Origin of the sequence: Azospira sp. I13 (assembly GCF_003112695.1) — a bacterium.
Classification (GTDB): Bacteria; Pseudomonadota; Gammaproteobacteria; order Burkholderiales; family Rhodocyclaceae; genus Azospira.
The window spans coordinates 355587-374431 of sequence record NZ_BFBP01000002.1 but is presented as its reverse complement, the minus strand read 5'-3'; the positions used below and the strand labels follow the sequence as shown (position 1 = coordinate 374431).

At 63.4% G+C, this 18845-nt stretch carries 19 protein-coding genes and 2 riboswitches; of the genes, 6 read left to right on the top strand and 13 right to left on the bottom strand.

The window, feature by feature from the left end; all coding sequences use genetic code 11:
* Positions 1 to 172: 172 nt before the first annotated feature.
* From aceB to AZSI13_RS01795, 3 genes are all read right to left on the bottom strand, one after another.
* Positions 173 to 1771 carry a malate synthase A gene (gene aceB / locus AZSI13_RS01805; RefSeq protein ID WP_109039471.1) on the bottom strand — a complete coding sequence of 533 codons (1599 nt, stop codon included), beginning with the start codon at positions 1769 to 1771 and terminating at the stop codon, positions 173 to 175.
* 70 nt (positions 1772 to 1841) lie between these two features.
* Positions 1842 to 2627: a sulfite exporter TauE/SafE family protein gene (locus AZSI13_RS01800; RefSeq protein ID WP_109039470.1), complete on the bottom strand. Its 786-nt coding sequence runs from the start codon at positions 2625 to 2627 to the stop codon at positions 1842 to 1844.
* A 1-nt stretch (position 2628) separates the two neighbouring features.
* Complete coding sequence (locus tag AZSI13_RS01795) at positions 2629 to 3318, bottom strand: haloacid dehalogenase type II (protein WP_109039469.1); 690 nt, start codon at positions 3316 to 3318, stop codon at positions 2629 to 2631.
* Positions 3319 to 3454: 136 nt separating this feature from the next.
* Here AZSI13_RS01795 and AZSI13_RS01790 point away from each other — a divergent pair, with 136 nt between their 5' ends.
* Complete coding sequence (locus tag AZSI13_RS01790; RefSeq protein ID WP_109039468.1) at positions 3455 to 4357, top strand: LysR family transcriptional regulator; 903 nt, start codon at positions 3455 to 3457, stop codon at positions 4355 to 4357.
* Positions 4358 to 4550: 193 nt separating this feature from the next.
* Here the strand turns inward: AZSI13_RS01790 and AZSI13_RS01785 are convergent, their stop codons facing one another.
* Complete coding sequence (locus tag AZSI13_RS01785) at positions 4551 to 5168, bottom strand: trimeric intracellular cation channel family protein (protein WP_235609592.1); 618 nt, start codon at positions 5166 to 5168, stop codon at positions 4551 to 4553.
* A 153-nt stretch (positions 5169 to 5321) separates the two neighbouring features.
* Positions 5322 to 5437: riboswitch (glycine riboswitch) on the bottom strand.
* A riboswitch (glycine riboswitch) is annotated at positions 5438 to 5539 on the bottom strand.
* A 266-nt stretch (positions 5540 to 5805) separates the two neighbouring features.
* Between AZSI13_RS01785 and AZSI13_RS01780 the strand changes: the two genes are divergently transcribed.
* The gene (locus AZSI13_RS01780; RefSeq protein WP_109039466.1) at positions 5806 to 6246 is read left to right on the top strand and encodes a thioredoxin domain-containing protein; all 441 of its coding nucleotides are present in this window, start codon (positions 5806 to 5808) and stop codon (positions 6244 to 6246) included.
* An 11-nt stretch (positions 6247 to 6257) separates the two neighbouring features.
* Here AZSI13_RS01780 and AZSI13_RS01775 read toward each other — a convergent pair whose 3' ends face one another.
* The 5 genes from AZSI13_RS01775 to clpS all read right to left on the bottom strand — a co-directional run bounded on the left by AZSI13_RS01775 (position 6258) and on the right by clpS (position 12348).
* Positions 6258 to 7148, bottom strand: a complete 891-nt coding sequence (locus AZSI13_RS01775) for a DMT family transporter (protein ID WP_109039465.1) — start codon at positions 7146 to 7148, stop codon at positions 6258 to 6260.
* 301 nt (positions 7149 to 7449) lie between these two features.
* On the bottom strand, positions 7450 to 8760 hold the full coding sequence (aceA, locus tag AZSI13_RS01770; RefSeq protein WP_109039464.1) for an isocitrate lyase: 1311 nt from the start codon (positions 8758 to 8760) through the stop codon (positions 7450 to 7452).
* Positions 8761 to 9169: 409 nt separating this feature from the next.
* Positions 9170 to 9661 (bottom strand): ribonuclease E activity regulator RraA, encoded by a 492-nt coding sequence (gene rraA / locus AZSI13_RS01765; protein ID WP_109039463.1) that lies wholly within the window; start codon positions 9659 to 9661, stop codon positions 9170 to 9172.
* A gap of 113 nt (positions 9662 to 9774) precedes the next feature.
* Positions 9775 to 12030, bottom strand: a complete 2256-nt coding sequence (gene clpA / locus AZSI13_RS01760) for an ATP-dependent Clp protease ATP-binding subunit ClpA (protein ID WP_109039462.1) — start codon at positions 12028 to 12030, stop codon at positions 9775 to 9777.
* Entirely contained in the window at positions 12031 to 12348 is a 318-nt protein-coding gene (gene clpS, locus AZSI13_RS01755) for an ATP-dependent Clp protease adapter ClpS (protein WP_109039461.1), read from the bottom strand.
* A gap of 304 nt (positions 12349 to 12652) precedes the next feature.
* On the opposite strand from clpS, the gene AZSI13_RS01750 reads away from it, so the two are divergent.
* Complete coding sequence (locus AZSI13_RS01750) at positions 12653 to 12856, top strand: cold-shock protein (RefSeq protein WP_014235134.1); 204 nt, start codon at positions 12653 to 12655, stop codon at positions 12854 to 12856.
* Between the two features lie 124 nt (positions 12857 to 12980).
* Here AZSI13_RS01750 and soxZ read toward each other — a convergent pair whose 3' ends face one another.
* The 3 genes from soxZ to moaC form a co-directional block, all read right to left on the bottom strand.
* Entirely contained in the window at positions 12981 to 13301 is a 321-nt protein-coding gene (gene soxZ / locus AZSI13_RS01745; RefSeq protein WP_109039460.1) for a thiosulfate oxidation carrier complex protein SoxZ, read from the bottom strand.
* Positions 13302 to 13311: 10 nt separating this feature from the next.
* Positions 13312 to 13782, bottom strand: a complete 471-nt coding sequence (gene soxY / locus AZSI13_RS01740) for a thiosulfate oxidation carrier protein SoxY (protein ID WP_165833263.1) — start codon at positions 13780 to 13782, stop codon at positions 13312 to 13314.
* A 120-nt stretch (positions 13783 to 13902) separates the two neighbouring features.
* The gene (moaC, locus tag AZSI13_RS01735) at positions 13903 to 14397 is read right to left on the bottom strand and encodes a cyclic pyranopterin monophosphate synthase MoaC (protein ID WP_268807487.1); all 495 of its coding nucleotides are present in this window, start codon (positions 14395 to 14397) and stop codon (positions 13903 to 13905) included.
* A 126-nt stretch (positions 14398 to 14523) separates the two neighbouring features.
* On the opposite strand from moaC, the gene AZSI13_RS01730 reads away from it, so the two are divergent.
* The 3 genes from AZSI13_RS01730 (at position 14524) to pabB (ending at position 18180) form a co-directional block, all read left to right on the top strand.
* Complete coding sequence (locus AZSI13_RS01730; RefSeq protein WP_235609591.1) at positions 14524 to 15927, top strand: M48 family metalloprotease; 1404 nt, start codon at positions 14524 to 14526, stop codon at positions 15925 to 15927.
* Positions 15928 to 16095: 168 nt separating this feature from the next.
* Positions 16096 to 16323 (top strand): sulfurtransferase TusA family protein, encoded by a 228-nt coding sequence (locus tag AZSI13_RS01725; protein WP_109039456.1) that lies wholly within the window; start codon positions 16096 to 16098, stop codon positions 16321 to 16323.
* Between the two features lie 69 nt (positions 16324 to 16392).
* Entirely contained in the window at positions 16393 to 18180 is a 1788-nt protein-coding gene (pabB, locus tag AZSI13_RS01720; protein ID WP_114149336.1) for an aminodeoxychorismate synthase component I, read from the top strand.
* A 58-nt stretch (positions 18181 to 18238) separates the two neighbouring features.
* Here pabB and AZSI13_RS01715 read toward each other — a convergent pair whose 3' ends face one another.
* The gene (locus tag AZSI13_RS01715; protein WP_109039454.1) at positions 18239 to 18697 is read right to left on the bottom strand and encodes a hypothetical protein; all 459 of its coding nucleotides are present in this window, start codon (positions 18695 to 18697) and stop codon (positions 18239 to 18241) included.
* Positions 18698 to 18845: the final 148 nt, after the last annotated feature.

The following is an 18845-nucleotide window of genomic DNA, read 5'->3' as shown; positions in this document are numbered from 1 at the left end:
CCCCCTGGGCGGGAAAGGTCTTTGCCGGGGGATTTGTGGCATCCCTTCCACTCGCCGGGGCGGTTGCCGGGCATGGGGGGTATGGGGCGTATCTCGGCCGCCACTCCAAACAAAACGGCGCCCCGCAGGGCGCCGTTTATCGTGCTGCCGGAAATTCCGGCGGCGAGCAGGCTCAGGCCATGGCTTCGTACAGCGGCAGGGTGAGGAACTCCGGGTAATCCGGGGTCAGGCTCATCTTGTCGAAGATCACGGCGGCCTGGTCGTAAGTGGCGGTGTCTTCGCCCTGGGCGGCAACGGTAGCCTTCACCTTGGCCAGTTCCTCGGCGATCATGGGGCGCACCATTTCCACGGTGACCTTGCGGCCATCGTCCAGGATGCCCTTGGGGGAGACCACCCACTGCCACACCTGGGAGCGGGAGATTTCGGCGGTGGCCGCATCTTCCATCAGGTTGTGGATGGGCACGCAGCCGTTGCCGGCCAGCCAGGAACCCAGGTAGTGGATGCCGACGTTGATGTTGTTGCGCAGGCCGGTTTCGGTGATGGGCTGCTCGGGCTGGAAGTTGAGCCAGTCCTTGGGACCGAAGGAGCCTTCCACCTGCTTTTCCCACTGGTTGGGCTTGTCGCCCAGGACCTTGACGAACTCTTCGTGGGCGATGGAGACCAGACCGGGGTGGGCCACCCAGCCGCCGTCGAAGCCGTCGCGGGCGTCGCGGGCCTTGTCGTGGCGGATGCCGGCCAGAGCCTTCTCATTGGCCACCGGGTCGTTCTTGATGGGGATCAGGGCGCTCATGCCGCCCATGGCGGGGGCGCCGCGCTTGTGGCAGGCCTGCACCAGGGCCAGGGCGTAGGAGCGCATGAAGGGCACTTCCATGGTGATGACGCCGCGTTGGGCCAGGCAGAAGTCCTTGTTCTTCTTGAACTTCTTGATGCAGGAGAAGATGTAGTCCCAACGGCCGGCGTTGAGGCCGGCAGAGTGGTTGCGCAGTTCGTAGAGGATTTCTTCCATCTCGAAGGTGGCGAGGATGGTTTCCACCAGCACGGTGGCCTTGATGGTCCCCTGGGGCAGGCCGATGTGATCCTGGGCCATGACGAAGATGTCGTTCCACAGGCGGGCTTCCAGATGGGATTCCATCTTCGGCAGGTAGTAGAAGGGGCCGGCACCGCGGGCGATCTGTTCCTTGGCGTTGTGGAAGAAAACCAGGGCGAAGTCGAAGATGCCGCCGGCGACGCGCTGGCCGTCCACGGTTACGTGCTTTTCATCCAGGTGCCAGCCCCGGGGGCGGATCTGCAGGGTGGCGATCTGGTCATTCAGCTTGTATTCCTTGCCGGCTTCGTTCTTGAAGGAGAGCTGGCGGCGGATGGCCTGGTAGAGGTTGACCTGACCCTGGATCTGGTTGTCCCAGTTGGGGGAGTTGGAATCCTCGAAGTCGGTCATGTAGGAATCAGCGCCGGAGTTGTAGGCGTTGATGATCATCTTGGCTTCGACGGGGCCGGTGATTTCGGTGCGGCGACGCTCCAGGGCCTTGGGCAGGGGTGCGATCTTCCAGTCGCCTTCGCGGATAGCCTTGGTTTCGGGCAGGAAGTCGGGCATTTCGCCGGCATCGATACGGGCCTGGCGGGCCACGCGGGCCTTCAGCAGTTCCTGGCGGCGGCCTTCAAAGGCGCGGTGCAGCTTGGCCACGAATTCCAGGGCTTCGGTGGTCAGGATGCTTTCGTACTGGGGCTGGATGGGGGCGGTGATTTGCACGCCGGCGGGCAGGTTCAGGCTCATGGTCTCTCCTCGTTTGAATCGTTGAAAGTGCGGAATGGTTGAAAGTGCGTAATCGGGGAAAACAGGAATTTCAGAAATAGGTTTTGACGAAGTAGATGATCGTCAGCACGGTGCCCACGGCCACCACCAGGCGGCGCAGCCACAGGGCCGGCAGGCGACGGGCCAGGGCGGCGCCGGCGTAGCCGCCGGCCATGGCGGTCACCAGCATCAGCAGCGTATGGGGCCAGCTGATGGCCCCGGCGATGATGAAGGTGAGGCCCGACACCGTGTAGTTGATTGCCGACAGCCAGTTCTTGATGGCGTTGAGCTCCTGCATGTCCTCCAGGCCCTGGATCGACAGGGCCGCGAGCATGAGGATGCCCTGGCCGGCACCGAAAAAGCCGCCGTAGATCGATACGGCGAGCTGAAAGAGGGTTCCGCCGACGCTCTTGCGGCCGGCTTCGGCATCGGTCTTCAGACCCAGGCGGGCCTTGCTCCAGGCCACCAGCTTCGAAACCTGGCCGGAAAAGGCGAAGAGCGCCGTGGCGGTGAGCAGCAGCCAGGGGATGAGCTTGGCGAAGGCGGCGTTGGAGGTGGCCAGCAGCAGCAGGCCGCCGGTGAGGCCGCCGATCAGGGCCACCACCGTGAGCAGGATGACCCAGGACTTGTGGCGCAGCAACTCCCGCCGGTAGGCCCAGGCGGAGGACAGGCTGGCGGGCCACAGGGCCACGGTGTTGCTGGCGTTGGCGGTGACTGGGGGCACGCCGGCGGCAAGCAGGGCGGGGAATGAAAAAAAGGTGCCGCCGCCGGCCATGGCATTCATGCCGCCAGCCAGGAAAGCGCCGCCGCCAACGAGAAAAATGGTGAGCAGGTCCATATCAGCCTTGGGCCTTGATGAAGGTCAGCACGTCGGTGAGTCGGTGGCCACTGGCTGTGGGCGTCACGCCCAACTGCTCCGGCGGCTGGCCGTTGCGGTTGATCCAGAAGGTGGTGAAGCCGAACCAGGTGGCGGCGCAGGCATCCCAGCTATTGGAGGAAACGAAGAGAATTTCCCGGCTCGGCAGGTCGAAGGCCTCCGGCGCCATCTGGTAAACCTCCGGGGCGGTCTTGAACTTCTGCACCATTTCCACCGAGAGGATGTAGTCGAAGAGGCCGCCCATGCCGCTGCTCTTCACGGCAATGTCGAGCATGGCCCGGGTGCCGTTGGAAAGAATGGCCAGGGGCAGGCCCAGGGTCTTCAGTTCCTTCAGGGCCGGCAGGTTCTCCGGGAAGGCGGAAAGGCAGGCATACTGGCTCATCAGACGGCCCCGCTCGTTGTCCTCGAGCTTGATGCCAAGGGAGGAGGCGGCGTAAACCAGGGCGTCCTGGGTCACTTCCCAGAAGGGCTTGTAGCGGTTGGAGAGGGTGCGAATGCGGGTGTATTCGAGCTGCTTGTCGCGCCACAGGGCGGTCAGCGCCACGCCCTTGCCCGGAAAGAACTGCTCGGCCAGGGCCCCGACGGAGTAAACGTCGAACAGGGTGCCGTAGGCATCGAAGGCAATCGCTTTGATCGGGCTGGGCGCAGTCATTTTTTCTCTGTCGGGCTGGGGTGGTGCCGGGCCGGGGAGTTTTTTCCCAGCCTGTGGATCGCAGTTTATTATTGCTCGAGGTAAAAGATAAGCTAGGATTGTGGCGAATGATCTTTTACTTTAAGTATCGAATTTCATGGATGCCTTCAAGCAGATTTCCGCCTTCGTCAATGTGGCCGGCAAGGGCAGCCTCTCCGCTGCAGCGGCCCTGGAAGGGGTTACCCCGGCCATCATCGGCCGCCGTCTGGATGCCCTGGAAGCCCGCCTGGGGGTGAAGCTGATGGTGCGCACCACGCGCAAGCTCTCCCTCACCTTCGAGGGCAGCGCCTTTCTTGAGGACTGCCAGCGCATCCTCAACGATCTCGCCAATGCCGAGGCCTCCGTCAGCCTGGGCGGGGTCAAGGCCAGCGGCCATCTCAAGGTGTCGGCTCCGGCCGGCTTCGGGCGCAAGCACGTGGCGCCCCTGGTGGCGGATTTCCTGGCGGGCAATCCGGAAGTGACGGTGAATCTGGATCTCACCGACCGCCTGGTGGATCTGGTCAATGAAGGCATCGATCTCTCGGTGCGCATCGGCGAGTTGGCGGATTCGAGTCTGGTCAGCCTCAAGCTGGGGGAAATGCGGCGGGTGGTGGTGGCCAGCCCGGCCTATCTGGAGCGGCAGGGCCGCCCCGCTGCGCTGGAGGACTTGAGCCGCCACAACTGTCTTTCCCTTGGCCAGCAGCGGGGCTGGACCTTCCGCCACCCGGAGCGGCCGGAGGAAAGCCTGGTGCTGAAAGTGGCGGGCACCCTGGAATGCAACGATGGTGCCGTGCTGCACGAATGGGCCCTGGCGGGCTACGGCCTGGCCTGGCGTTCGCTGTGGGAGGTGGGGGAGGATCTGGCAGCCGGGTGCCTCGTTTCCCTGCTCGATGAGTGGGCGGCGCCGCCGGTGGGTATCTACGCCGTCTTTCCCCAGCGCCGCCACTTGCCGCTACGGGTGCGGCTGTTCATCGATTTTCTGAAGAATACCTACGGCAACCCGGGGTACTGGCAGGCCTGACGCCGGCCTGAAAACCCGGAAGACTTGCCGGAGCCGGGGGCTTGGGGTGGAGGACTCGGGCAGCGGGGCGGCAGCGCTGGGGCCGGCGCTGGCCCCAGGTGCCTGGTTGGCCGGGGGGGGGCGGCCCCTTTCTCGCGCGGTTACCGCTTGCGGCCAGCAATGGCCCTGTCGGGGCCTATTGGGGCCTTGGGGCCTACTCCCAGCGCTTGCGGTAGGAGAAGGTGGGCAGCTTCCAGCCCCGCCAGATGGCGGAAAGGCGCAGGGAAAGGCCCAGGGCGAAACTGACCAGGGTGTTGGTTTCCGTATCCAGTCCGTAGTGGCGCAGCACCAGATACAGGCCGCACACCGCCAGGGAGACGCTGGCGTACAGCTCGTGGCGGAAGACCACCGGAACCTGGTTGCACAGCACGTCCCGCAGGATGCCGCCGAAAATGCCGGTGATCATGCCGGCCATGATCACCACCACCGTGGGGTAGCCCATGCCCAGGGCCACTTCGCAGCCGATCAGGGAAAAGGCGATGAGGCCCAGGGCGTCCAGTACCAGGAAGACCATTTTCAGATGGTGCATGTAGCGGGCCAGGATGGTGGTCAGCAGGCCGGCGGAAATCACTAGGTAGATGTAATCCGGGTGCTGGGTCCAGCCGATGGGGAAGTGGCCCAGCACCATGTCGCGGATGGTGCCGCCGCCCAGGGCGGTGACGAAGGCGATGAAGGCGACGCCGAAGATGTCCATGTTGCGCCGGCCGGCCGCCAGGGCGCCCGACATTGCTTCCGCCGTGATGGCGATGAGATAGATGGTGAGCAGCATCATGCACCTCCCAGGAGAGGCAGGAGGGGAGCCAATCCCCATGAGGGGGCGGCGGAGAGGCGCGTGGATGTTGGGTTCTGGCAGGGCATGGACGGAGATCCTTTACAGGTGCGCACCGGCGGGCAGGCCCCGGTCAACCGGGCCTGCATCGGTGGTGCCTCTCCCCCTGTCCTTGTACCTGAGAGTTTCGGTCCGGCGCCCCGCGGCGCCCGGCCTGCCCCTTCGGTGGGTTGCGCCGGGATACCGGCCAACCACTCTCCAGTCGGCTAACGTTGAAACCCGCGGTTCTGTGTGCCTGAGCGATTATGGGAGCTTGCGCCTTCGGCGGGGACGGCCCAGGTGCTGGGGGCGCCCCTCTCTCCCGCGGGAGCGGCGAATTATCCTGAGTTGGCAAGCACTTGGCAATGACCGAGCCCTGCTCGGGTGCTGAACGGGCTGGCCACTGGCCGTTGTAAATGGGGGGTGTGGAGCCGCCTGTCGCCGGGAGCGGTGGCCTGGGCGAGGTCAAGTCAGGTGGGGGGGGGCTAGGCCCGGGTGGGACAAGGGTGCGCGGCGGGCAGAAAGCCGGGCCGGGCTTTCCCCGTTGCGGCGGCAGGGGCAGAATGGGAGCCTTCCCAATTGCTCCCGGTCCAGGTATTCCATGTCTGCCCCCTTTTCGCTGCTGCGCTTTGAGGATCTGGATGCTGCCGTTGCGCCGGCCGGCCAGGCGCCAGCCGATGTGGTGCTGCTGCTCTGTGCCGCCTGGTGTGGCGTCTGTCGCGGCTTCGAGGCGGTGACCGGGGAAGCCGCCCAGGAGGCCGCCAAGGAAAGCGCCGGGGCCTGGGCCTGGATCGACATCGAGGATGCCGCCGATGCCCTGCCCAGCCTGGATGTGGAGACTTTTCCCACCCTCGCGGTGATCCGCCAGGGCGAACTGCGCTTCTTCGGCCCCATCCTGCCGGATGGCAATCTGCTCCGCCGTTCCGTCCAGGCCGCCATGGCCGGGGCTGGGCGGCCGGCACTACCGGAAGGCTTTTCCCGCGCAGAAGGTGCGGAGCTGTTGGCCCTGGCGGCTGCTGTCGCCCGTCGTCGCAGCGCCTAGGTCGGCTTGGCCTAGGGGCCTCGCCGCAGCAGGCGGGGCCACTTCAGCAGCCCGTTGGCCAGGGCCGTACCCAGCAACACCAGGGAACCGCCCAGCAGCAGGTGGCCCCCCAGTTTTTCCCCCAGCAGCAACACCCCCCACAGCACGCCGAACACCGGAATGAGGAAGGTCACCGACAGGGCGCCTAGCGGGCCCACCTCATGCACCAGCTTGAAATACAGCTGGTAGGCCCAGGCCGTGCACAGCACCGCCAGCCCCAACAGGGCGCCCCAGGCCAGCCCGCCGGGTGCATCCGGCAGGGGCTGGGTGACGGCCAGGGGCAGCACCAACAGGCTGGCGAAGACCATGCTGCCCTGGGTCGTGGCCAAGGGGCTGATCTTGCTGCCGTGGTGCCGGCTATAGACGCTGGCAAAAGCGTAGGAGGAAGGCGCCAGGGCGGCGGCCAGCATGGGCAGCCAGGCGTGGGTGCTGCCGCTGCTCTGCAATCCGTCCCAGGCCAGCACCGCCACTCCGCCGAGGCCCAGCAGCAGCCCTAGCACTGCGGTGGCGCGGATGGGCTGGCGTAACCACAGGGCACCGATCACGGCGGCGAAGAGGGGCGAGGTGGAATTGAGGATGGAGAGCAGGCCGGCCCCCAGGCTCTGGGCCGCGTAGGCGAAGAGGATGAAAGGCAGGGCTGAATTGCACAGGCCGATGATCAGGTACTGGCGCCAGTGCTGGCGGAAATTCAGGGCTTGCCGGCTCCACAGGGCGAAGAGGGTCAGACAGGCGGCGGCCAGGAGCACCCGCACCTCCACCGCCCAGAGCGTGCCGAAGGCCGGCACGGAAAGCCGCAGGAAGAGGAATGAGGCGCCCCAGATGGCGGCGAGCAGGAGCAGTCGGGCGAGGCTGGCGGCATTCATGGCCGGTAGGCGGTATAGAGAGCTTGAGAGGGGCCTGTGGCAGCCCCGGGAGCGTAAGTCACCCAGGGGGCGGAAAGCGGGCCAAAAAGGGGGGGCGAAAGGCCAAGGCGCCATTCTTGCCCGTGGCGGATTTCCCGTCATGCCCTTTTTTGTGACGGCACATAAAAAAAGCCGACACCTTGTGGGTGTCGGCCTGTTCCCCAAGCAAGAGGATAAGGGATGATGCAATTCGGTCGCCGTGCTGCGTTGGCACGGAGGCGGGAGACCCGGCTTGTGACCGGGGTCTCCCTGAGTTCCGGGATTAGTGGAACTGTTCTTCTTCGGTGGAGCCGGTCAGCGCCTTGACGGAGGAGGAACCGCCCTGGATCACGGTGGTCACGTCGTCGAAGTAGCCGGTACCCACTTCCTGCTGGTGGGAGACGAAGGTGTAGCCTTGTTCGCGAGCGGCGAATTCGGGCTCTTGCACCATTTCCACGTAGTGCTTCATGCCTTCGCCGCCGGCGTAGGCCTTGGCGAACTTGAAGGTGTTGTACCAATTGACGTGGATGCCGGCCAGGGTGATGAACTGGTACTTGTAACCCAAGGCGGACAGTTCTTCCTGGAAGGAAGCGATCTGGCTGTCGTTGAGGTTCTTCTTCCAGTTGAAGGAAGGAGAGCAGTTGTAGGACAGCAGCTTGCCGGGGCAGGCGGCCAGCACGGCCTGGGCGAATTCACGGGCGAAGCCGATGTCGGGCACGCCGGTTTCGCACCACACCAGATCGGCGTAGGGAGCGTAGGCAACGCCACGGGAGATGGACTGTTCCAGACCGTTCTTGACGCGGAAGAAGCCTTCCTGGGTACGTTCGCCGGTGAGGAAGGGCTTGTCGTTCTCGTCGTAGTCGGAGGTGATCAGGTTGGCAGCTTCGGCATCGGTACGAGCCAGGATCAGGGTCGGCACGCCCATCACGTCAGCGGCGAAACGAGCGGAGATCAGCTTTTCGCAGGCTTCACGGGTCGGCACCAGCACCTTGCCACCCATGTGGCCACACTTCTTGGCGGCAGCCAGTTGGTCTTCGAAGTGCACACCGGCGGCGCCGGCGGCGATCATGTTCTTCATCAGTTCGAAGGCGTTCAGCACGCCGCCGAAACCGGCTTCAGCGTCAGCCACGATGGGCAGGAAGTAGTCGATGAATTCCTTGTCGCCGGGGTTGATGCCGCGGGACCACTGGATTTCGTCAGCACGCTTGAAGGTGTTGTTGATGCGGCGAACCATGGTGGGGACGGAGTCGTAGGCATACAGGGACTGGTCCGGGTACATGGTTTCGGAGGTGTTGCCGTCGGCAGCAACCTGCCAGCCGGACAGATACACGGCTTCCAGGCCAGCCTTGGCCTGTTGCATGGCTTGACCGGCGGTGATGGCGCCGAAAGCATTCACGTAGCCCTTCTTGGCGCCGCCGTTGACCTTGTCCCAGAGGACCTTGGCGCCGCGCTGGGCAAGGGTGTATTCGGGTTGCAGGGAGCCGCGCAGACGAACCACGTCAGCAGCGGAGTAACCACGCTTGACGCCCTTCCAACGGGGGTTTTCAGCCCAGTCTTTTTCCAGGGCGGCGATTTGCTGTTCGCGAGTGCTCATGTTCGGTTCCTTAATAAATGGCGTTTGCGGTTGGTTCGGCGCCCGGTGTCGCAGTGACGTTTCCCGTGTGCCGATGGGAAAAAAGTATAGCGCTGTTTTTGCAGAGCAACACATGTCTTATATAAGACACAAGACAATATTTTTGTATTGCTTTTCAGTGAATTGCAATCAACATTCCGCAATATGAAACGATATTCGCGGCAGTGAAATGCAAAAGGTGGGCGCTGCAGGAAAAGTGCCGGCGTGTCTGGCTGGGAATTGGGGAAAACCCTGGGCAGGGGGTGGATGGCGGCTGGAGTGGTGCGATGAAGGGGAGCCGGAGCCGCAGGCGGGGGGAGGGCACCCAGTGGAGCCGCCGCAGGGCGGCTCCAGGGAAAACGGTGTTTGACGGGGCCTGGATCGGGTCCGCTTAAATCAGGGCCGTAGCAGAGACGATGACCCCGTCTTCGTCCACGTAGATCCATTCTTCAGGCTTGAAGGTGGCACCGCCAAAGGTAACGGCAATGTTCTGGTCGCCGACGCCTTTCTTGATGCTCTTCTGTGGGTGGGTATCCAGGGCACGCACGCCCAGGTCGATACGGTTGATTTCAGCGGAATCGCGGATGCAGCCGTAGACCACGATGCCTTCCCAGCCATTCTTCTGGGCCAGCACCGCCAGCTGGTCGCCCACCAGGGCGCAGCGCAGGGAGCCGCCGCCATCCACCACCAGCACCTTGCCCTGGCCAGGCTGACCCAGGGCCTCGCGCACCAGGGAGTTGTCCTCGAAAATCTTCAGGGTGTGGATACGGCCGGAGAAGCGGGGGCGGCCACCGTAGGCCTTGAACATGGGGGCGACGACCTGCAGGGTGTGGCCGATGGCGGCTTCATTGGCGTCACAAAGGTCCGGGGTGGCAAAAGTCATTTATTTGGTCTCCTGAGGTTGGGATGTAATGGGCAAGGGGCGATTCTAGGCAAAAAAAAGGCCATGCCGGAAGAGGCATGGCCTGGGTGGGGTTTGGCGCGTTGCGTGTTGGCTCAGGCGACGGCTTCTTCTTCCTTGGCGAACTGCAGCTTGACCTTGCCATCCTTGTCCACATCCACCGTCACCTTGCCACCATGGGAGAGGCGGCCAAACAGCAACTCGTCGGCCAGGGCTGCGCGGATGGTGTCCTGGATCAGGCGGGCCATGGGCCGGGCGCCCATGAGGGGATCGAAACCCTTCTCCGCCAGCATGTCCTTGAGGGTGTCGGTGAAGATGGCCTCTACCTTCTTTTCGTGGAGTTGCTCTTCCAGCTGCATGAGGAACTTGTCCACCACTCGCAGGATGATGTCGCGATCCAGCGCCTTGAAGGAAATGATGGCGTCGAGGCGGTTGCGGAATTCCGGCGTGAACAGGCGCTTGATTTCGATCAGCTCGTCGCCGGCCTCCTTGTTGGCAGTGAAGCCCATCACCGGCTTCTGCAAGTCGGCCGCGCCGGCGTTGGTGGTCATGATGATGACCACATTGCGGAAGTCCGTCTTGCGCCCATTGTTGTCAGTCAGGGTGCCGTGGTCCATCACCTGCAACAGGATGTTGTAGATGTCCGGGTGGGCCTTTTCGATCTCGTCCAGCAGCAGTACGCAGTAGGGCTTCTTGGTGACCGCTTCGGTCAGCAGGCCGCCCTGGTCGAAGCCCACGTAGCCCGGAGGGGCGCCGATGAGGCGGGAGACCGCGTGGCGCTCCATGTATTCGGACATGTCGAAGCGGGTCAGTTCCACCCCGAGGAAATAGGCCAGCTGCTTGGCCACTTCGGTCTTGCCGACGCCGGTGGGACCGGAGAAGAGGAAGGCGCCGATAGGCTTGCCCGGGTTGCCGAGGCCGGAACGGGCCATCTTGATGGCCTTGGCCAGGGCATCAATGGCAACGTCCTGGCCGAAAACGGTGGCCTTCAGGTCCCGGTCCAGATTGCGCAGGGCAGCCCGGTCGTCGGTGGACACATGGGTCGAGGGAATGCGCGCGATCTTGGCGACGATTTCCTCGATCTCCGGCTTGCCGATGACCTTTTTCTGCCGTGACTTGGGCAGGATGCGTTGGGCGGCACCGGCTTCGTCGATGACGTCAATGGCCTTGTCCGGCAGGTGGCGGTCGGTAATGAAGCGGGCCGCCAGTTCCACTGCCGAATTGATGGCGGCGCTGGAGTACTTGATGCCGTGGTGGGATTCAAAGCGGGTCTTGAGACCCTTGAGGATTTCCACCGTTTCCGCCACGGAAGGCTCGCTTACATCGATTTTCTGGAAGCGGCGGGAGAGGGCATGGTCCTTCTCGAAAATACCCCGGTACTCGGTGTAGGTGGTGGCGCCGATGCACTTCAGCTGACCACCGGACAGGGCCGGCTTGAGCAGGTTGGATGCATCCAGGGTGCCACCGGAAGCGGCGCCGGCGCCGATCAGGGTGTGGATTTCATCGATGAAAAGAATGGCATCCGGGTTTTCCTGCAGGGCCTTGAGCACCGCCTTGAGGCGCTGCTCGAAGTCGCCGCGGTATTTGGTGCCAGCCAGCAGGGCGCCCATGTCCAGGGCGTAAACATTGGCCTTGCCGAGGATCTCCGGTACATCGCCTTCAACCACGCGGCGGGCCAGGCCTTCGGCAATGGCCGTCTTGCCGACGCCAGCCTCGCCTACCAGCAGGGGGTTGTTCTTGCGGCGGCGGCAGAGGGTCTGGATGACCCGTTCCAACTCTTTGTCCCGGCCGATGAGCGGGTCAATCTTGCCTTGCAGGGCCAGGGCGTTGAGGTTGATGGTAAAGCTTTCCAGGGGGCCGGCTTCGTGGCGGGCCTCGCCCTCGGTGTCCTGCTCGGTCTCGGCCTTGGCAGGTTGCGGATTCTTGCTGATGCCGTGGGAAATGAAGTTGACCACATCCAGCCGGGTGACGCCCTGCTTCTGCAGGAAGAACACGGCGTGGGAATCCTTCTCGCCGAAGATGGCGACCAGCACATTGGCGCCGGTCACTTCTTTCTTGCCGGAGGACTGCACATGCAGGATGGCGCGCTGGATGACGCGCTGGAAGCCCAGGGTCGGCTGGGTGTCGATCTCGTCGTCACCGGCGACGGTGGGCGTATGCTCGTCGATGAAAGTCTGCAAATCCCGCCGCAGGTATTCGACATTGGCAGAGCAGGCGCGCAGGGCCTCGGCGGCAGAAGGATTGTCGAGCAGCGCCAGCAGCAGATGCTCGACGGTGATGAATTCATGCCGCTTCTGCCGGGCTTCGACGAAGGCCATGTGCAAGCTGACTTCAAGTTCCTGCGCGATCATTCAGTTTTCCTCCATGACGCACACCAGGGGGTGTTGGTGCTGGCGTGCAAATGCAACGACCTGATCCACTTTCGTGGCCGCGATATCCCGGGAGTAAACCCCGCAGAGTCCGCGACCCTCGTTATGGACTTTGAGCATGATTCGCGTCGCTTGTTCTCGATCTTTGGCAAAAAACTTCTGCAATACCTGAATAACGAAATCCATCGGAGTGAAATCGTCGTTCAAAAGCAGCACCTTATACAGGGGAGGGGGGGCAACCTTGGATCGCTGCTTTTCCAGGGTGACGTCGCCCTGGTGATTTTCGTGCTGTGTGGCCATGGGCTGATTCTAATCGGCTTTGAACATTCTGCAACAACATCGCCAATGGCTCGTGTTTACAGGCTTGGTGAGGCCTTTTTGCCCTCTCGGCGGCAAATGTAAAGGAGGGCTCCCGAAATTGCTTGACGTATGCAAACAACTTAGCGTACAAAGTCGGCTGTGTTTGGCTTCAAGTACTTGCCGGATTCATAAACGGTCCGGCGCCGCGCATGCAGATTCTTGACACCAAACATGCCCGTCGGGGAGTCAAAGCACATTAGTTCCCGTTTTACATAAAGATTTATTCAAGAAGGAAGTAGCACATATGGCAACTGGTACCGTCAAATGGTTTAACGACGCCAAGGGTTTTGGTTTCATTACCCCCGATGATGGCAGCGAAGATCTGTTCGCTCATTTCTCCGCCATCAACATGAATGGCTTCAAGACCCTGAAGGAAGGCGAGAAGGTCAGCTTCGACGTCACCCAAGGCCCCAAGGGCAAGCAAGCTTCCAACATCCAGAAGGCCTAAGCCTCACCGGATTTGTAGCAAGAAAAAGCCCGCCGGAAACGGCGGGCTTTTTTGTTTTTGTCATTCCGTTTTTTGCACTGCTCAGAATGAGGCTTCACCAGCGTAGTGCTGGTGCCAATCAATTTCAGGCAGCGCTGACCAGGGCCTCGTCGGTACGGCTGTCGCCCCGGTTGTCCTGCCACTGAGCCTGAATCCTGTCGCCGCTCTTGACGCCCTTGAGACGGAAGGTGAGGACCGGGTTCTTGGCTACCGAGGTATTCATCTGGCCGTTCACCATGGTTTTGCCATTGACCGCCAGGGAGAATGTCTGGATGAAATGAGGGGGTAGGTTGTTGCCGGTCTTCGGGTCCCGGCGCTGGCCGGTTTCCATGGGGTGTTGCAGGAGAATGCGGATTTCCGTCACCTCTCCCTGTTGTACGGCACGGATTTTCATCGCTTCAGCCATTGCTGTTCTCCTAGGCGCCGCAGCCGCCGATGGTGATGCCGATTTCCCGGGTGGCAATATAGGTCTTGCCCCCGGCCCTGACGACCGCCTTAATCCGGGTGGATTCGGCCAGCTTGAGTGGGACTTTCAGGTAAGGCACGACGCCCGGCGCCAGTTCGAAGCTGGTCGCCAGGGGGAAAGGGTTTTTCTCTGCGAATAGGGCGATGCTTTGGACCTGGGGCAGGCTGGTCAAAACCTCCACCGGAACGTTGCCACCGTTTTCTGCCACGTCGGCAGCGACGATCTGCACTTCCTTGCTGTCCGCTTGCGGCTGCAGGCCGTAAGCCTTGAAGGCATCGCCCAGGGTGGTGGCGGAAAAAGCGGCGTGATTCCAATCTGCGGCGAGGACCCGGCTGGGGTGCAACAGGCCGGCAGCAAGCAGGGTGGCGGCCAATCCGCAATGGCTGGCGCTTTTCAGAAAATGGCGGCGGATGGAATCCATCGGGGGCCTCATCGAAGAATGGGGAAGTAAATCGGGAATGGGATGGGGACCGGAGCGAAGTCCTGCCGCAAAGGGCTGGCGGCGAACATCTCACCTGGGGTCGTCTGGGGATAGTCGGCCTCAATCGGCCTGCCAGAGTCCGGATTTTCCGCCGGCCTTTTCCAGCAGGCGGATATTTTCGATCCGCATGCCCCGATCGGCGGCCTTGCACATGTCGTAGATGGTCAGCAGGGCGGCACTGACTGCCGTCAGTGCTTCCATTTCCACGCCGGTGCGGCCTGTGCATTGGGTAGTGGCCTGACAGTCGATGGCATGGGCGTCCGGGTCGAGGGTGAATTCCACTGCCACCCGGGTCAGGGCAATGGGATGGCAGAGGGGAATCAGGTCGGCGGTGCGCTTGGCGCCCTGGATCGCCGCGATGCGGGCAATGCCCAGCACATCGCCCTTCTTGGCACTGCCGCTCTGGATCAGCGCCAGGGTGGCCGGCGCCATGACGATGCGGCCAGCGGCGATGGCACGGCGCTGGGTTTCGGCCTTGTCGCCGACGTCCACCATGTGGGCCTGGCCGGCTGCGTCAAAATGGGTAAATTGTGTAAAGGTCGTTTCGGCGGACACGGCGTCAGGGAACGGGCAAGGGAAGCAGGGTATCATAGCACCATGAAATTGGCCCTGCGACTCCCGACTTTCGATCCCCGGCGCGTCCGGCGTGGCGTGTTTCTGACCTGTCTTGCCGCGCTCTGCTTGGGCACCCAGCCGCTGGTGCTGGCGGACGGCCTGCCCGACCTGGGAGACTCCGCCCAGGGTGATATTCCTCCCCAGCTGGAAAAGAAAGTGGGGGAGAGCATCCTCAACGAAATCCGCCTGCGGGACCCCCAATACCTCGACGACCCGGAAGTGGCCGCTTACGTGGACCAGTTGGGCCAGCGCCTGGTGGCCGCCAGTGCCGACCCGGGCTATGGTTTTACCTTCTTCGTCATGAAGGACGCCACCATCAACGCCTTCGCCACCTTCGGTGGCTATGTTGGCGTGAATAGTGGCCTGATTACCTCGGCCCAGAGCGAATCGGAGTTGGCCGGGGTGCTGGCTCACGAAATTTCCCACGTTACCCAGCATCACCTGGCCCGCGGCATTGCCAAGGAAAAGCAGAACTCCATGGTTTCCATGGCAGCCATGGCCCTGGCACTCCTCGCCGCCAGCAAGAATGCCGATGTGGCTACGGCGGCCATCGTCGGCTCCCAGGCCGCTTCCGTGCAATCCCAGTTGGCCTTCTCCCGGGACTTCGAGCGGGAAGCGGACCGGGTCGGCTTCCAGACCCTGGAAAAGGCCGGCCTCGATGTGCGCGGCATGGGGGACTTCTTCCAGCGCCTGCAGCAGGCCTCCCGGCTCTACGAGAATAACGCTCCCGCCTACATGCGCACCCACCCGCTGACGATCGAGCGGATTTCCGACATGCAGAACCGGGCCCAGAAAACCCCCTACAAGCAGGTGCCTGACAGCCAGGATTTTCATCTGGTACGGGGCAAGCTGCGGGCCCAGTTGGGAACCCCCAAGGAGGCGGTGGCCGACCTGGAGCACCTGTTGAAAGAGCGCAAGTTTGCGAACGAGGCAGGCATCCGCTTTGGCCTGGCTCATGCCCAGTTGCGAGCCCGCAATTTCCCGGCGGTCGAACAGGAAATTCAGGCCTTGCGCCGGCTCAAGGTCAATTCCCCGATGTTGGAGAACTTGGCTGCGGAAGTACGCACCGCCCAGGGCGATAGCGCCGGGGCTGCTGCCGTGTTCAAGGCCGCTCTGAAGAACACCCCCTTCGCCAAGGCCTTGATGTACGGCTACGTCGATGCCCTGTTGGCCGACCGGCGCCCGGCGGAGGCCCTGGCCTACCTGGATGCCCAGATGCAGCTCTACTCTAGCGATTACAAGCTGTGGGGCCTGAAGGCCAAGGTGGCTTCGGCCCTGGGGCGCCGTTTGCAGCAGCATCAGGCCCTGGCGGAACATTACGCCTTGCAGGGGCAACTGCTGCCGGCCATTGATCAGTTGCAGATGGCCCAGCGGGCCGGCGACGGCAACTTCTACGAGCTGTCTGTGGTGGATGCCCGCCTGCGCCAGTTGCGGGCCCAACAGGAAGAAGAGGCGCGGCAGCGGCGCTGAGTGCGTAGCCGCGCAGCACTGTGCGTCACCCCCTTTTCGAACCCGGCATCACACCCCGGCGCCGTGTCGCCAGTGGGGCTTGTTCATGGGCGGGTTGGCAAGCTGTGCCGGTGTGTCTACCATTGGCGGCAACTGTTATCCCTTCCGGCCCTGCCGCACCTCTAAGCCATGACCCACGATCGCGAACTCGACGTCAAAGGACTCAACTGTCCCCTGCCCATCCTGCGTACCAAGAAGGCCTTGGCTGAAATGCAGACCGGCCAGGTGCTGCGGGTACTGGCGACAGACCCGGGGGCCGTCAAGGATTTCCAGGCCTTTGCCAAACAGACGGGTAATGAACTGCTGGCCAGCGCCGAGGAAGAGCGAGTCTTCACCTTCCTCTTCAAGCGCAAGTAGGCCGGGCCTCCGCTGTCGGCTGCGTTTCGCCGCGGTTCTGTTTCTCCTCACCGCTTTCCCCTTCTTTCCATGCCCCTGCCTGCCGCCTTCGCCTTTCTTGAAGGCGAAGCGGGTGTTCGGCTTTGCACGGAGTTGCGCTCCTGCCGGCCTCTGCATTCCCCCGCTGACCTGACCCAGGCCCTGGCCGAGGCGGAGGCTGCTGCAGCCCAGGGGCTGTGGGCCGTCTGGGCCCTGGATTACGGCCTGGGCCACTGGCTGGTTGAGGCCCGGCAGGGCGCTCCCTCCCCAGTCTTTGGCGGAGAGGGCTCCCGGGGGCATCTCTGGCTGTTCCAGAAAGCATGCTTGCTGCCTGCCGATGCGGCCCAGGCTTGGCTTGATCGGCAACTTGGTGCCTTGCCGGCGGATGAGTGCGCTGCTGGCATCGCCGAACTACAGCCGGGCCGCACGGCCGAAGACTATGGCCGGGCTGTGCAACGTATCCGCGATTACATTGCCGCCGGTGATTGCTATCAGGTGAATTTCACCTTTCCCCTGACATTTCGCCATTACGGCCATCCTCTCGCCCTCTATGCCCGATTGCGCCAGCGCCAGCCGACGCCCCTGGGGGGGCTGCTACTGACGCCCCAGCGCCAGGTGCTTTCCCTTTCCCCGGAGTTGTTTGTCGAGGGCCGAGACGGCCTGCTGACCACCCGGCCGATGAAGGGCACGGCTCCCCGGGGCGGGGATCCGGCGGCTGATGCGGCGGCCCGGGCGGCCCTGGCCGCCTCCGCCAAGGATCGGGCGGAGAACCTGATGATTGTCGACCTGCTGCGTAATGATCTGGGGCGCCTGGCCGCCATCGGCTCGGTCCAGGTGCCGCGCCTGTTCGATATCGAAGCCTATCCAACGGTTTTCCAGATGACGTCCACCGTTACGGCCCGGGCGCCGCAGGCTACGCTGGGCGATGTCTTGGCGGCGCTGTTTCCCTGCGGTTCCATCACCGGGGCGCCCAAACTGCGGGCCATGGAAATCATCGATGAACTGGAGGCTACCCCCCGCGGGCTGTATACCGGCGCTCTGGGTGCAGTGTCGCCGGATGGCGACTTTCGCTTCAACGTGTCCATCCGCACCCTCGAACTGGATGGACAAGGCGGCGGCCAGCTTGGGGTGGGGAGTGGCATCGTCATCGATTCCGAACCCCAGGCCGAGTACCGGGAATGCCTGCTCAAGGCCCGCTTTCTCACCGATCTCGACCCGGGGTTCTCCCTCATCGAGACCCTGCGCCTTGAGAACGGGCACTTCCCCGATGGCCCCTTGCACTGCCGCCGCCTGGCGGAGTCGGCATCCGCCCTGGGGTTCGCCCACGACCCGGCCCGGGTGCAGGAAACCCTGACGGCCCTGGCTCTGGCCCATCCCGAGGGAGACTTCCGGGCCCGCCTGACCCTGAACAAGGCCGGTGATCTGGCAACGTTGCTTGTCCCCCTGGAGTTGATGCCGGGACCCTGGCAGGTCCATCTTTCTCCCCACCGGCTGGATTCCCGGCGCTACCTGTTGCGGCACAAAACCACGGCCCGCCAGTTGTACGATGTTGAGTTGCAGCGGGTCATGGCCCTGCCCGGGGGCTTTGATGCCCTGTTTCTTAACGAACGGGGCGAGGTCTGTGAAGGCGCCCGCAGCAATGTCTTTGCCCGCATCGGCGGTCAGTTGGTGACTCCCCCCCTGGCCTGTGGCCTGCTGCCGGGCATTCTGCGGCAACGCCTGTTGGCCTCCGGGGCCGCTGTGGAAGGCCTTCTGAGCCTTGAGGACCTGCAAGGGGCCGAGGCCCTGTTCATGGGCAATGCCTTGCGGGGCTTGATCCCCGTCGACCTCGTCATCTAAACGGAGAATTGCCGGCCTGTCGGGCCGGCGTGCCTGGGAGTGGGTGTTTGGCGATGCTTCAGGGGCTGGTGGCAACCACGGGCTGGCGCACGCAGGTTTCCAGCCCGTGGTTGCCGCCCTTGAATTCGGGTTGGTAGTAGAACTTGGTAAAGGATACCCGGCCGGCCCGGTTGCGGTTGAAGGTGGCCAGCCCAGTGCCGAAGTCCCGTGGCGTGGGGTCGGTGTTGGCAAAGTAGATGGCCATGTGCCGGCCCTGGAGTACGCCGTGCCCGGGGTAGGCCCCGTAGCCCGGTACTTCCAGCGTGAAGGTGTAGGCACTGTAGGACGAGCGGCTATGCGCCGGTACCCGTTGCAGGGTTACCGTGCCGGTGTAAGGCCCCTCTTGGGCATCTTCCCCCTTGCAGGCATAAACCCCGCTGTAGTCGATGGGCTTGGCGGAATTGCGGGCCTCGGCCGTGGCGCTCAGGAAAAGCGTGGCCAAGGCCAGCAGTATCGGGCGGTACAGGGCGGGGGGCATGGGGCATCCTTTCGGAGTAGAGGGCATGGACGGCGTTGCCATGGGTGACAGGGGCATCGCGGCCGGCAAGGGTTAGATAAAGCCTATGGCCGGCGCCAGTAAAAACGCCCTGGCGAACCAGGGCGTTGATTGAGGTGCAGACCGGGGG